This window comes from Pseudomonas svalbardensis (assembly GCF_030053115.1).
Lineage (GTDB): Bacteria > Pseudomonadota > Gammaproteobacteria > Pseudomonadales > Pseudomonadaceae > Aquipseudomonas > Aquipseudomonas svalbardensis.
Window position 1 is genome coordinate 565,302 of sequence record NZ_CP125619.1, and the last position, 12,998, is coordinate 578,299.

12 protein-coding genes are annotated in these 12,998 nt (G+C 59.4%); 5 read left to right on the plus strand and 7 right to left on the minus strand.

The features are described 5' to 3' along the window. Positions 1-59 precede the first annotated feature (59 nt). Complete coding sequence (locus tag QFX16_RS02510; protein WP_283182703.1) at positions 60-1,592, minus strand: AhpA/YtjB family protein; 1,533 nt, start codon at positions 1,590-1,592, stop codon at positions 60-62. Positions 1,593-1,727: 135 nt separating this feature from the next. On the opposite strand from QFX16_RS02510, the gene serB reads away from it, so the two are divergent. After that, a complete protein-coding gene (gene serB / locus QFX16_RS02515) occupies positions 1,728-2,942 on the plus strand; it encodes a phosphoserine phosphatase SerB (protein WP_283182704.1) in 1,215 nt (404 codons plus the stop codon). Between the two features lie 129 nt (positions 2,943-3,071). Here serB and QFX16_RS02520 read toward each other — a convergent pair whose 3' ends face one another. Next, positions 3,072-4,850, minus strand: coding sequence for a cyclic-di-GMP receptor FimW-related protein (locus QFX16_RS02520; protein WP_283182705.1), 1,779 nt, complete (start codon positions 4,848-4,850; stop codon positions 3,072-3,074). A gap of 199 nt (positions 4,851-5,049) precedes the next feature. On the opposite strand from QFX16_RS02520, the gene QFX16_RS02525 reads away from it, so the two are divergent. After that, positions 5,050-5,451 carry a lectin OAA family protein gene (locus QFX16_RS02525; protein WP_042932429.1) on the plus strand — a complete coding sequence of 134 codons (402 nt, stop codon included), beginning with the start codon at positions 5,050-5,052 and terminating at the stop codon, positions 5,449-5,451. Positions 5,452-5,506: 55 nt separating this feature from the next. Here QFX16_RS02525 and asd read toward each other — a convergent pair whose 3' ends face one another. From asd to QFX16_RS02540, 3 genes are read right to left on the minus strand one after another with little or no spacing between them, the layout of a single operon-like run. Further along, on the minus strand, positions 5,507-6,367 hold the full coding sequence (gene asd / locus QFX16_RS02530; RefSeq protein WP_140677185.1) for an archaetidylserine decarboxylase: 861 nt from the start codon (positions 6,365-6,367) through the stop codon (positions 5,507-5,509). Between the two features lie 18 nt (positions 6,368-6,385). Continuing rightward, positions 6,386-7,201 carry a rhodanese-like domain-containing protein gene (locus QFX16_RS02535; RefSeq protein WP_283182706.1) on the minus strand — a complete coding sequence of 272 codons (816 nt, stop codon included), beginning with the start codon at positions 7,199-7,201 and terminating at the stop codon, positions 6,386-6,388. A 42-nt stretch (positions 7,202-7,243) separates the two neighbouring features. After that, entirely contained in the window at positions 7,244-8,782 is a 1,539-nt protein-coding gene (locus QFX16_RS02540) for an HDOD domain-containing protein (protein WP_283182707.1), read from the minus strand. A gap of 166 nt (positions 8,783-8,948) precedes the next feature. Between QFX16_RS02540 and motA the strand changes: the two genes are divergently transcribed. The 3 genes from motA to QFX16_RS02555 all read left to right on the plus strand — a co-directional run bounded on the left by motA (position 8,949) and on the right by QFX16_RS02555 (position 11,511). Further along, the gene (motA, locus tag QFX16_RS02545; protein WP_283182708.1) at positions 8,949-9,800 is read left to right on the plus strand and encodes a flagellar motor stator protein MotA; all 852 of its coding nucleotides are present in this window, start codon (positions 8,949-8,951) and stop codon (positions 9,798-9,800) included. Positions 9,801-9,803: 3 nt separating this feature from the next. Beyond that, positions 9,804-10,832, plus strand: coding sequence for a flagellar motor protein MotB (gene motB / locus QFX16_RS02550; protein WP_283182709.1), 1,029 nt, complete (start codon positions 9,804-9,806; stop codon positions 10,830-10,832). Between the two features lie 409 nt (positions 10,833-11,241). Continuing rightward, a complete protein-coding gene (locus tag QFX16_RS02555; protein WP_283182710.1) occupies positions 11,242-11,511 on the plus strand; it encodes a hypothetical protein in 270 nt (89 codons plus the stop codon). A gap of 41 nt (positions 11,512-11,552) precedes the next feature. Here the strand turns inward: QFX16_RS02555 and QFX16_RS02560 are convergent, their stop codons facing one another. Then, positions 11,553-12,038, minus strand: coding sequence for a toll/interleukin-1 receptor domain-containing protein (locus QFX16_RS02560; RefSeq protein ID WP_283182711.1), 486 nt, complete (start codon positions 12,036-12,038; stop codon positions 11,553-11,555). Beyond that, on the minus strand, positions 12,038-12,997 hold the full coding sequence (locus tag QFX16_RS02565; protein ID WP_283182712.1) for a caspase family protein: 960 nt from the start codon (positions 12,995-12,997) through the stop codon (positions 12,038-12,040). Before QFX16_RS02565 ends, QFX16_RS02560 begins: the two co-directional genes overlap by 1 nt. Between the last annotated feature and the right edge of the window lies 1 nt (position 12,998).

Sequence of the window (12,998 nt, forward strand, 5' to 3'; positions counted from 1 at the left end):
AATCAACAAAAAGCCCGCAGACGATTACTCGTCTGCGGGCTTTTTCATAACGGGGCTACTTACGCCCGACGTTCGTGCATCCGCGCCAGTTGCCGCTCAAGCATCGACGGATAAGGTTCCATCAGTCGCTCTACGCAACAAGCGCCTTCCGGGCTTGCGATCGGTCGGATTCGTGCGCGCTGGCGGATCAGCGCGTCGTCACCGATCTTGCGCTCCACCAGCAGCAAGTTGCGGCTGTGTTGCGACAGGGCCAGCGCATCCTGAGCGGTTTCGGTCAGCAGCAGATCAATCTGGCTCAGACCGAACAGCTCGTCACCCAGGGTCAGGCCCAGTTGCAATTGCAGGGTGATGCCGCTGTCGGCGACTTCGATCTGTAACTGATGGCCCAGAGCTCGCAACAATTCACCGCAGCAGATGGCGTTGGTCAGGTAGTCGTCGCCGCTGTCTTCGGTGTGGAACAGCATCAGCGTGCTGCCATCGTTCAGGGTGTGCAGCTCGCTCTGGTAGAGCGAGGCGGCCTGATCGAGGCAGTCGCGATAGCGTTTGAGCAGTTCTTCCAGACGTGTGCGGGGCAGGCGACGCAGCTGATCTTGGGCGCCCAGTTGTACGGCCAGCACCGCGCTGTGCTGCGGCACGTTCGATAGTTGCGGTTTTGCTACCGGTTTCGGCGCGGTCAACGCTGATTCATCACGCAGGTCGGCAAATGCATCGTCGTCATCATCGTCTTCAACGGTGCTGACAATGCGCCGTGGCGCAGGTTTGAGGCCGGCCACAGGCTTGGCTTCATCGAAACTCGGGTCACGCAAATTGCGCATTTCGAAGGTGGGCTCGTTATCGTCAGCGTCTTCGTAGTCGCTTTCGTCGTACTCAGGCTCTGGAGCAGGTTCCGGCTCGGCGGGCTCTGGCGCGAAGTCGGCGTGCAGCTGGCGAGCCAGATCGCCGATCTCATCCTGACGCTCGGTGGCCGGGGTGTATTCGTCGATATGGCGCAGCCACACCCGCAATTGCAGCAACGGCGTGGAGATGTGCCGACCCAGGCGCAGGCTCAAGGCCAGGGACAGCGCCAGCAGAATCGCACTCAAAATGCCCATGCTTTGCAGGCTGATGGTCATCGGCTGCTGGAACTGATCCATGTCCAGGCTGATGCGCAGTTGCCCGGCGGTCACGTCCTGGAAAGTGATCTTGCTCTGGTACATGCCTTCGGCTTCGCCCAGCAGGCTATGCTTGGGGCGCTGACCGGCTTCGGCGAGGATGCGGTTATCCACGCTATAAATGGCCGCATGGGCCACCAACTTGTTTTTGGTCAGGTTATTGAGCAGCACGTTGAGGCTGAGGATGTCGTTGGACACCAACAGCTCCGTGGCGGACGTGGCCGTCTGCGTGGTCAGGCTTTCACCCAGGGCATCTGCCTGCTCGTGCATGGCCTGCTTGAACTGCAAACCCATCACACAGGCATAGATCACCAGGGCCAGAGCGACCAGGATCACGTTATGGCTGGCGATGCGCAATGCAATCGGTACACGGCGGTGGCGCAGTGCACGGAAGATCAGCAGAAAGAAGTTATCGGTTTTTACTGGCGTGGGCCGGTTCACTTGAGCTCGGCTCTTTTGTCCGTGAAGTTGACGCGCAGTATAGCGACAGGCCCTAGACCGTCAAAGCGCTCACGGTGCCCGATGGTCACTGAATGTGGGTAGAATGCGGTTTTTTTCCACTTGCGGGGGTGCGCCTTGCGCGAAATCGTCCTGATAAACATCACGGGAGTCGACCGTCCGGGTCTGACTGCGGCCATTACCGGCGTTCTGGCCCAGGGTGGTGTGAACATTCTCGACATTGGTCAGGCGGTGATCCACGACACCTTGTCGTTCGGCATCCTGGTTGAAATTCCTGACTCCGAGCAAGGCAAGTCGGTGCTCAAGGACATCCTGTTCACGGCTTACAAGCTCGATCAGCAGGTGCGTTTCACGCCGGTTTCCGAAGAGGATTATCAGCAGTGGGTTGGCAATCAGGGCAAGAAACGCCACATCGTGACCCTGTTGACCCGCAAAGTGACTGCCGGGCAATTGCAGGCCGTGAGTTCGATCACCGCTAAATATGGCCTGAACATCGACCATATCGATCGTCTGTCCGGGCGCATGCCGCTGGACACCCCGGCCGATCAGGGCAAGGGCTGCATCGAGTTTTCCGTTCGTGGTGAAGCGGCTGATCCGCAAGCGCTGCGGGCCGAATTCCTCAGCGTTGCGCAGGAACTGAACGTCGACATCGCCTTCCAGGAAGATTCACTGTTCCGTCGTAACCGCCGTCTGGCGGTGTTCGACATGGACTCGACGCTGATCGAAGCCGAAGTGATCGACGAACTGGCCAAGGCTGCCGGTGTGGGCGATCAGGTGTCGGCGATCACCGAGCGGGCGATGGCCGGCGAATTGGACTTCCGCGCCAGCTTCAAGGAGCGCCTGGCCTTGTTGAAAGGGCTGGACGTCAGCGTGCTGGATTCCATCGGCGCTTCCCTGCGCCTGACCGAAGGTGCCGAAACCCTGTTCGCCGAACTCAAGCGTCTGGGCTACAAGACCGCAATCCTGTCGGGCGGCTTTACCTACTTCGCCAAGCAATTGCAGGCCAAGCTGGGCATCGACTATGTGTTCGCCAATGAACTGGAAGTGGTCGATGGCAAGGTCACCGGCGTGGCCGTCGAGCCGATTGTTGATGCGCAGCGCAAGGCGGATCTTCTGAAGGAACTGGCGCACAAGGAAGGTTTGCGTCTGGAGCAGACCATTGCGGTCGGCGACGGCGCCAACGATTTGCCAATGCTGGCGATTGCCGGGTTGGGCGTGGCGTTCCGTGCCAAACCGCTGGTCAAGCAGTCGGCGAAGCAGGCAATTTCCACCCTTGGGCTGGATGGCGTGCTGTATCTGCTGGGTTTCCGGGATCGCGACGGGCAACTTTGAGGTATTTGCTGCCTGATCTGGCCCCTTCGCGAGTAGGCTCGCTCCCACATTGATCGTGTTATAGACATAGATCAATTGTGGGAGCGAGCCTGCTCGCGAAGGCCGCGCCACGGTCTTACAGATTCACCCTCAAAGCGTTTTCCACAACGAATCAAAATCCTCCTCAGCGCCGCTCACCGCGGCGTTGTCGTTTCTGACTGCTTCCAGTGGACGGTAGGCGAACTGATTAAAGCTGTTGGTGCTCGCCACCTGCCGCTCCAGCCCGACCCGGCGTTCCTCGCCGTGGGTATTGATCATGACCTTGTTGCCCTCCTGAAAGGGCAGGCGCGGTGCGAGCAGAGTGGCCGGCAGGTCGATGGCGCTGATTTGCGGCAGCAACAGACCGCGAAGGTATTGGCTGTGGTCATCACGGGTGCGCACCAGTTGCAGGCCGCAAGGCTCGGCGAAGGGGGCAACCTGCTCGATGCCCATCTGCGTGCCACCGCCGCGCACCTGGCGGATCCAGCGCACCACCGCGATGCTCCAGCCCTGACTGGCAGAATCCTCGATACCGACCATCTCACCCGCCTGTAACTCGGCCGGTACAGCGCCAGGCCAGGCCAGGCAGTAACCGCCGGGGCTGTGATTGACTACTGACAGGACATGGGTCGGGAAGTGCTGATTGCGGTCGGATGCTTCGTGGCTGTCGTCATTCTGAAGCTGCGGGTATTCGATCTCTTCGTAGGGCAATAGAGCGTCTGCATTGACTTGGGGGGCGGCGTCGAAGGCCTGGTGCCATTGGTCCTTTTCCCGGCCGGACGCCGACGTTACCGAAAATTGTGCAGGCCGGGCGCCGTGGTTTTTCAGGATGTCGCTGAATGAGCGTTGCCCACCCAGATAAAAGTGCAGCGCGCTCATGCCTATGCACAGGGTCAACGTGCCTTGGCCGACGGTGCGCTGGAAACTGCGCTCGGCAGTCTGGCCCCAGGCGGCATGAAGGTGTTGCAACGTATCCAGGCTTAACCCTGCTGGCACGGGCAGCGGTGATGAACTGTCATTTTTTTGCAAATGAGCTTCAATCGCCGCGACCAACGGCTGCGGATCAATCCCCAATAAGCTCTCTTGCTGCTCGGCCCGGAACTTGGTGCGGTAACGCGGTCCGGTGTCGAGGTCTGGCACGACGGCAAACAGCCCGGTGGCCGGTTTGTCGGGTTGCAGCTTGATCCATTGGCTCCAGGGCTCCAGCACCTCGGCTACCCGGGCAATCTGGTGCTGGCGCAGTTGGTTGCAGCGTGAGGCGCCCAGCAGCAAGGCGACCACGTAAGTCTGTTCGATACTCAGGTTTTGCGTCTGGCTGGCCAGCTCATCGCGCAGGCTCGTGTGCTGGAGCCGGTGCGCGCAGGCGATCCGGTAAAGCTGATGCAGCTCCAGCCACAAGCCTTCCGGCACCGGGCAATAGAGTTTGGTAGCGCGAATCAGCGGCCCGTTCAGGCAATGGATCGCCCGTTGCAGCGCCTGGGTCAGCAGCGGCGCACGGTCCTTGCTGAACTTCGGTGTGATGCGCACGACAATCTGTTTATAACCAATGGCCAAGTGACTTTGCAGCGCCTGGCAGAGGTTGGCGATCTTGCGCGAACGCTCCTCGAGGACAATCGACTGATGCAGGAAATGCTGCTCAAGGTGTTTGCAGACGTAATACACCTCGGGCCGCAGCAGTTCGAGCAATTGCAGGCGATTGTCGCTGGGCGTGAGCAGCTGGTTGAGTTCGCTCAAGCCTTGATACAGCTGACGAGCGGTTTCGCCGATGTTGGCTTTGGGTAGATTGGCGATCCAGCGCTTGAGATCACGCGGGGTGGCTTCACAGAACGACAGGCGCAACTGCGTCGGGATCGGGGCGCGTAGCAGGAGGTGGGGGCTGGTCTCATTCATGCCGTGGAAAAACTCCAACCGGTAAATGGGCAGTGAATGACCTGACTGTAGCAGCTATGGGTTTCTACCGTTTGTCTGTCAGTCGAGTGCCCTCCGGGCGTACTACTAATCTGACAGTCGTGCGACTGGAAACGCAAAGTCGTATGGCCTGCTGCCTACGCAGGGCAGGTCTCTTTGTAACTTCAAGGAGATGAAGTTTATGTCTAGATATGTAGTGGCAAATCAATGGGGCGGTAGTTCGGCACCTTGGCATCCGGGCGGAGACTGGACGCTAGGCGCGCGGGACAACCAGAACGTTGTCGCGATCGAGATCAAATCGGGCGATGGCGGGAAGAGTTTCACCGGCACCATGACGTATGCGGGTGAAGGTCCCATTGGCTTCAAGGCTCAGCGCACGGGCCAGAACCAGTACAACGTTGAAAATCAGTGGGGCGGCAACGATGCCCCGTGGCATCCGGGTGGCAAATGGGTCATCGGAGGCCGGGATAATCAGAACGTTGTGGCGTTGAGCGTGACCTCCAGTGATGGAGGGAAAAACCTCAGTGGCACCAATACCTACGCCAACGAAGGGCCGATCGGCTTCCGTGGACAGATAGAGTAGCGGCACCACCGAAATGTCCGACCCCGCGAAGACGTTCGCGGGGTCGGATCAGCGATCAGGCTTTTGCCAGGCCCATACCCTGGCCCATTTGTACCGGCGAACCGGCCGCCAGTTCTTCAGCCCACTGCACTTGATCAGGCCCGAACAGCACGACAGCGGTCGAACCCAGTTTGAACCGACCCAGCTCTGCACCTTTCTCCAAATGGATCGGCGCACGGGCAGCTTCGTCGTAGCGGAAGGTTTTCAGCTCGCGTTTAGGCGGCGTGACCAACCCGGCCCAAACGGTTTCGATCGACGCAACGATCATCGCCCCCACCAGCACCACGGCCATCGGCCCGCGCTCGGTGTCGAAAATGCACGCCACACGCTCGTTGCGGGCGAACAGTTCCGGAACGTTTTCGGCGGTGGTCTGGTTGACCGAGAAGATCCGGCCCGGGATGTAGACCATTTCGCGCAGGGTGCCAGCCAGCGGCATGTGCACGCGGTGGTAGTCCTTCGGCGACAGATAAATAGTCGCGAAATCACCGCCCATGAACGGCGCCGCGTTGGCAGCGTCGCCGCCCAGCAATTCCAGCACGCTGAAGCTGTGGCCCTTGGCCTGGAACACGCGACCGTGTTCGATCGGGCCGAGTTGGCTGACCGCACCGTCGGCCGGGCTGAGGATCGCGCCTGGCGTCTCGTCCAGCGGGCGAGCGCCGTCCTTCAAGGCGCGAGTGAAGAATGCATTGAAGTGCTCGTAGGCCGTCAGGTCTTCAACGAGCGCCTGCGACATGTCCACCTGATAACGCTTGGCGAACCAGGCGGTGAAGGCATTCTTGAACCAGCGCACGCGGCATTCGGCAATGCAGCCGGCCAGTCGCGACAACAGGTGATGGGGCAGCAGGTATTGGCTGAGGATAAACAAACGCTTATTCATTAACTGTCCTTAAAAACCTTAAATCTCTACGGGCGTATCGGGGTGGTTGCCCCATTCGCCCCAGGAACCGGCGTAGCCTTTGACCCGCGGATAACCGAGGGATTTGGCCACCAGATAGGTGAAGCCAGAACGATGGTGAGTCTGGCAGTGGGTAATCACTTCTTTGTCTTTGCTGATCCCGAGTTTTTCCAGGATCTGCGGCATGTCGGTGCGGATGCGCAGGTGGCGCGACTGATCCATGCCCGCGGTCCATTCGAAATTGACCGCGCCGGGAATGTGCCCGGCCTTGGCCGCCAGGACTTTCTCGCCGGAGTACTCCAGCGGCCCGCGTGCGTCCCAGATTGCCAGGTCGGCGGCACCGAGACGGCTTTGCAGGTATTCGCGGGTGGCAGTGGGTTCGTCGTGCAGGGTCAACGCAACCGGGCCGCCGACCGGAGCCGGGATCTGGATCGACATGGGCAAACCTTCTGCCAGCCAGGCCTTCAGGCCGCCGTCGACATAGTGGTACTTGCTGTGGCCGATGACATCCAGCAGCCAGATAAAGCGCCCGGCCCAACCGCCGCCCTCGTCGTCATAGACCACGTAGACCGCGTCTTTGTTGTGCCCCAGTTCACCGAACAACGCTTCGAGTGCCGCTTGCGGCGGCATCAGTCCCGGCGCAGGCGCCTGACCGAGTTGCGTGCGTTTCGGATCGACAAAACGCGCACCGGGGATATGCCCTTCGGCATAGCGGGCGCTGCTGGTCAGGTCCACCAGAATCAGTTCGCGGGCGTCGAGACGAGCGAGCAAATCGCTCGGCTCGATCACCAGCGGCAAGCCAGAGAAGTCAGGCATGTGAGGTCTCCAGAACACAAAGGGGAGGATTGTATAGCAGCGTCATTGGCCGCGGTGACTAAAGCTGTGCAGGGCTTTCTCGATGCACTGCGCGGTTTTGCCGAAGGCTTGCACGGTGATTTCCGAGAACGGCCCGCCGCCCTGATCCGCCACCACAATCATGATCACCCGACCATTATTGACCAGTGAGCGCAACAGCAAGTGTTCACCGCCGAACTGTGAGCGCAGGCTGGCCGGCAACAGGGCTGAGAATTGTGCGTTGTTGGCCGGCGTCAGGCGCACTTGGGCTTGTTGCGAGAGCAGGCGTTGCAGCACGGTGCTCTGGCTGACGACGAAGTTCAGACCGGCCACTTCTTTTGGCAGCCCGGCCGTCTGGTGCACCCGCAGATTGTCATGGGTGCGGTCGGCCATCAGGATCATCACCCGACGCATGCCGCACGCGACCAAAGCGTCCCGGGCAGAGGTGGTCAAGTGCATGGCATTGGTGAAGCGACTCGGCTCAACCAGCAACTCGGCACACTGTCTGCGCCATTTCGCCAGGTCTTCGGCAGTCGGTGCCGGGGCTGGCAGCAATCCGGCGTGAACGCGGTTCATGCCCCACGGCCAGATCAGTGAAACGGCCGGGTGCCAAAGGTCTGGCATGGCGTGATGGCGGGCGCTGTTGGCGGCCTGTTGGTGCAACTGCTGCTGCACTTCGTCCATCGGCATTTGCAGGTAAAGGCTGGTCAGGTACTGCCAGCGTTCACTGTGCGGACTGTCCCAGGCCTGTTGCGCCGACAGCGCCAGACCGTTGGCCAGCAGCACCGTATTGGCCGGTTGATTGAGCCAGCGGCGCAGGGTCGGATCGTCATCGAGGCGGTTCTGTTGGCGCAATGGATGATCGCTGTCGCGCGCGATGCGCAGCACTTTCACCAGCTCACGTTGCTCGTTGAGCAGCAGCCGATAACCCTGTTGCACCCAGATTGGCAGGCGCCAGATGTCCACGAGCGCCAGGCAGATGTCCAGCAGGCGCGCGCCGAACAATTGCTTTTCGACTTTGCGCGCTGACTCGCCTTTGTGGATGACCCGCAGCTCCCACTCTTCGAGCAGCTGCGGATGGGTCAACGCCATCGGCCAGAGCGGCGAGAGAAACAGCAGGCTGCCCCAGTGGATGTCCTGCCACAGCCGCGCCAGGCGACTGGCGAAAAAACCGTTGGCCTGTTGGGTCGCGTGCTGGCTGATCAGCTGCAGCTGACGCAGGGCGATCGGGATCTCCGATTGCGGCTGGGCAGGCAGGCGGGCTAGCAGTTCTTCGGTGCGCTTCAAACCGAGGCGATTGATCGCCACCTCAAGGTTCTCCGCAGGCTCGGTCATGCTGCCATGGGTGTGGCGATTGGCTTCGCGAATCACGCTCAGCGCCAGCGCCGGGCTGTCCTGTATCAGTTCGGCGATATCGCGCAGGGAGCTGCGACTGTTGGCGATGGCTTTGCAGACACGGTCATGACTGACTTGCGGAACCGGCAGGCGCACGCCATCGAGAAGCTTGACCCAGCCTTCGAGAGTGGTCGGTTTTGGAATTGGAACGTTCGTTTCGTTAGCCATGGTTGGACGCGATCATCGTCTGCATTACCTATGCCCGGAGCGGGCCAAATTGGCTTTTCGCCTGAACTGGCTATAGTCTGGCGCAGTTTTGCCGATAAGTAGAAGAAGAGATTTTTTAACTTCCGAATATGACCTTGAACCCGACTCAGTAAGTGCTCTCCTACCTATGGCTAAAATAATCGGCATCATCGTCGTATTCGCGAGCGTGCTCGGCGGATACGTGCTCTCCCATGGCAAAATTGCCGCCCTGATTCAGCCCTTCGAGGTGTTGATTATCGGTGGTGCGGCCCTCGGTGCATTCCTGCAGGCCAACCCCGGTTACATGACCATGCACGTGCTCAAGAAGTCCTTGGGCATGTTCAGTTCGCGCTTCAACCACACGTTCTATCTGGAAGTGCTGGGCCTGATCTACGAGATCCTCAACAAGAGCCGTCGCGAAGGCATGATGGCCATCGAAGGCGACATCGAAGATGCCGCCGCGAGCCCGATCTTCGCCAAGTACCCGGTCGTGCTCAAAGACGAGCGCATGACCGCGTTCATCTGCGATTACCTGCGGATTATGTCCTCCGGCAACATGGCTCCCCATGAGCTTGAAGGCCTGTTCGACATGGAGCTTTACAGCCTCAAGGAAGACCTGGAACACCCTGCCCACGCGGTGAACGGCATTGCCGACGCCATGCCGGGTTTCGGTATCGTCGCGGCGGTGCTCGGTATCGTGGTGACCATGGCCTCCCTGGGCGAAGGCGACCAGAAATCCATCGGTTTACACGTGGGTGCAGCCCTGGTCGGTACCTTCTTCGGTATTCTCGCGGCATACGGCTTCTTCGGCCCATTGGCCACTTCCCTGGCCCACGATGCCAAGGAAGAACTCAACGTCTACGAAGCCATCAAGGCCTCGCTGGTCGCTTCGGCCTCCGGCATGCCGCCATCGCTGGCGGTAGAGTTCGGCCGCAAGGTTCTGTACCCGGCGCACCGTCCTAGCTTTGCTGAGCTGGAACAAGCGGTTCGCGGTCGCTAAGTCATGGAAAATAACCAGCCGATAATCATCAAGCGCGTCAAGCGCATCGCCGGCGGGCATCACGGGGGCGCCTGGAAAATCGCCTTCGCGGACTTCGCGACGGCGATGATGGCGTTCTTCCTGGTGCTGTGGCTGCTGTCCACCGCAACACCCGAACAGAAAATCGCCATCGCCGGTTACTTCAAGGACCCGGTCGGCTTTTCGGAAAGCGGCACGCCGTACATCATCGACCTGGGCGGCTCGCCGACCCTGGCGCCGGAGAACACCCTCAACCCCGAGGTGAAATCTCAGCCGCAGCCAGACAAGGTGACCATCGACACCGAGCAGGTTGAAGGCATGGCCGAGCAGGTCGAGAAGGAGCGTCTCGAGCTGTTGCTGCAAGAACTGCAGAACAAAGTCGAAGAGAATCCGCAACTCAAGAAATTCAAAGACCAGATCCTGTTCGAAATCACACCGGACGGTTTGCGCATCCAGATCGTGGACGCCGAAAACCGACCGATGTTCGACTCCGGCAGTGCCCGTCTGAAGCCGTACTTCGAAGACATCCTGCTGGCCATGGCCGACACCATCAAAGCGGTGCCGAACAAGATCAGCATCAGCGGCCACACCGATGCCAAGCCGTATTCGAGCACGGGTGATTTCGGTAACTGGGAACTCTCGGCCAACCGTGCCAACGCGGCACGTCGTGCGCTGATCGCTGGCAGCTATCCGGATGCACAGGTGGCGCGGGTCGTCGGTTATGCCTCGTCGGCACTGTTCGATCGCGAGAGCCCGTTCAATCCGGTCAACCGCCGTATCGACATCGTGGTGCTGACCAAGAAAGCCCAGCGTGCCATCGAAGGTTCGCAAGGTGCCGAACCGGCTCCAGAACCAACGCCGACTCAAGGGCAGGGCGGCCCGGGCGAAGTGCCCGCCACGCCAGCCGACCCGAACGCGTTGCCGGCAGATAAAGAGCCGTTGCCGGCACATGAGCTTCGCGAGCGTTTGAATTTGTTTGATGCTCCGAAGCCAGCAGAACCACCGAAGCAGTGACCCGCAAAAAAGCCGACAGCGATGTCGGCTTTTTTGTGCCTGCAAGAATGTATTTAGATCTACCTGATCGCGGTAAAAATCAAGGAATGAGGGCATGTCCGAGAAAGGTGTAGGAAGTCTCCGAGACATATAAACCGGGTTTTTCTTCGCTTAAGGCTCGCCTATAGTTTGTCCGTCGCCGACGAATCGGTGATCGACTTTAGCCGGTCGTATCAGATGATGCACAAGCGCCCGTATAATCGCGGCGCTTTTTGCTGCCTGGCAACTACATGTCTATGGTGGCTGTGTGTGGGACACCTTCGGGTGTACCGGGTCATCTGTCCGGTCGGCTAAACCCGCGCACAGCTACCACCTAATTCGTTTAGCCGCGAAAGGGTGGGAGCTTCACCTATCAGATGAGATTCAAGCCATGCCTAAATTCCACCCCCTCCAAGGCAACTTCAGCGTCGGCCCGACGCTGTACATCGACACCGAAGCCCGCGCTTCCGATCTTCTTGAAACCGCCGTCCACCGACTCAAAGCCGCGCGTAATCTGCTCAACAGCGTCACCTGCCTGTGCGTGAAGGATGCCGAAGGTCATGATCTAGAGCATTTCGCCAATGCTGCTCACATATTGATACAGGATGGCTGCGACGCCTTGGATGCGCTGGGCTGGAGGCTGGAAAAAGCAACGCGCTGAAGATCAGAAAGCCGCGGTATTCGCGGCTTTTTTGTGAGCTGTCAGAAACCGCGTCGGATGCGGTTCTTGAGTTGGTCGTGGAACAGGTCTGCATTTCCTTTGTAGATGCCGCGAACCGACTCACTGATCGATTCCAGTCCTATCGAGCGTTTGGTTATCAACTCCTCACGATAAGCATCAATGAAAAAATTGATGTCCGTATCGCCGCTCAGTTTCGGCCATTTGTCGAGGTACAACGGTAAAGCGCTGGGGCCAACCTGGTACGAGCAGATGCGGCGATTGCTGATGGTCGCTTCTCCGATCTCGAACGGCACCCACCAGGACTGTGCGGTGTTCTCCGAAATCACGGCGAGCAAGTGCGTGCACGCGGTGATGTTGCGGGTGATGACCCCGGTGATGTCGTCAGTGGTCTGTGATTCCGGATCCAGCACGTCGAAGTACGTCTTGATGTTGGCCTGAATAAGACGGGTGTTGATGGCGATGGCGTGGGGCCGATCGCTATGGCGATAGCTGATAAACACAGGCATCAGAAATGTCCCTTGATCGCGAGTTCGCGGTAATAGGCGCCGAGGGCGGTGAGGCGGCAACCGGTGGAGTGGATGGCCGCGTAGTACATGTGCTCGGCGTCCACCGGTTCGATCAGGCTGTGGCGGTTGCACTTTTGCAGTTGGGAGAAGACTTCGCCGTGTTCTGGATCGAACGTGGCTTCGGTAGGTTCGTAGCTGGGGTCGAGGGCAAACATTGATTCGGCTTCGGCGAACCAATCAGGCAGTTTGCGCAGAATCTCTTTGGGGATCAGCGGCGAGACTTCTCGCAATGAAATGAACTGCGACACATTGGTCTTGAACACCGGGCGCTGTTCCCACGCGTCGAGAGCGTTGTCGACGAATGAATAGAGGCTGCCTGGGGTTATCTTTCCCAATATGTTTGCGGCGCCGCCGTGCAGTGCTTGCAGCAACAGCCCCGTGAAAACCCCGTGGTTGGCGCCTTCCATCGCCGGCTCTTCCTTTTTGCACGCGGTGAGGATGGTCATGCCTTCGCACACCATGCTGCTTTCGCTGCGTAGCGCCCGCACTTCGCCCGCCGAGCCCGCCTGGCAGCAGTCGAGAATAATTACTTTGTTTTTGATTTTTACCGCTTTGGTCGCCCAATTCAGGATGTCGCTGATGCGAATTCCATCCTTGGCGGATTTGTAGTCCTGGGGGATCAGCATGCCTTCGTCCGTGTCGACGTCGAAGTTGCCGTGACCGGCGAAGTACAGCAGTGCAACGCTGCAATCGCCTGAAAACAATTCCTGGATATGCCCTTCGAGCTTTTCGCGGCTCAGGTAATCTTCGGCGGAGGTCAGGACCAGGTTCTTGAAATTCGGATCGCCATTGGCGTCGGTTTTCAGCACCGAAGCCATGGCCATCGCGTCGTTGTTGCAGCCACTCAATTGCGAAACATGGCTGTAGTTATTAATGCCGATGAACAATCCCTTGCGCATG

Bases quoted from the DNA above. Each gene is read 5' to 3' on its own strand.
- QFX16_RS02540 (WP_283182707.1), bottom strand. From the start codon at position 8,782: ATGGCTAACGAAACGAACGTTCCAATTCCAAAACCGACCACTCTCGAA.
- QFX16_RS02520 (WP_283182705.1), bottom strand. From the start codon at position 4,850: ATGAATGAGACCAGCCCCCACCTCCTGCTACGCGCCCCGATCCCGACG.
- motA (WP_283182708.1), top strand. From the start codon at position 8,949: ATGGCTAAAATAATCGGCATCATCGTCGTATTCGCGAGCGTGCTCGGC.
- QFX16_RS02560 (WP_283182711.1), bottom strand. From the start codon at position 12,038: ATGCCTGTGTTTATCAGCTATCGCCATAGCGATCGGCCCCACGCCATC.
- QFX16_RS02555 (WP_283182710.1), top strand. From the start codon at position 11,242: ATGCCTAAATTCCACCCCCTCCAAGGCAACTTCAGCGTCGGCCCGACG.
- QFX16_RS02525 (WP_042932429.1), top strand. From the start codon at position 5,050: ATGTCTAGATATGTAGTGGCAAATCAATGGGGCGGTAGTTCGGCACCT.
- QFX16_RS02565 (WP_283182712.1), bottom strand. From the start codon at position 12,997: ATGCGCAAGGGATTGTTCATCGGCATTAATAACTACAGCCATGTTTCG.
- QFX16_RS02535 (WP_283182706.1), bottom strand. From the start codon at position 7,201: ATGCCTGACTTCTCTGGCTTGCCGCTGGTGATCGAGCCGAGCGATTTG.
- motB (WP_283182709.1), top strand. From the start codon at position 9,804: ATGGAAAATAACCAGCCGATAATCATCAAGCGCGTCAAGCGCATCGCC.
- asd (WP_140677185.1), bottom strand. From the start codon at position 6,367: ATGAATAAGCGTTTGTTTATCCTCAGCCAATACCTGCTGCCCCATCAC.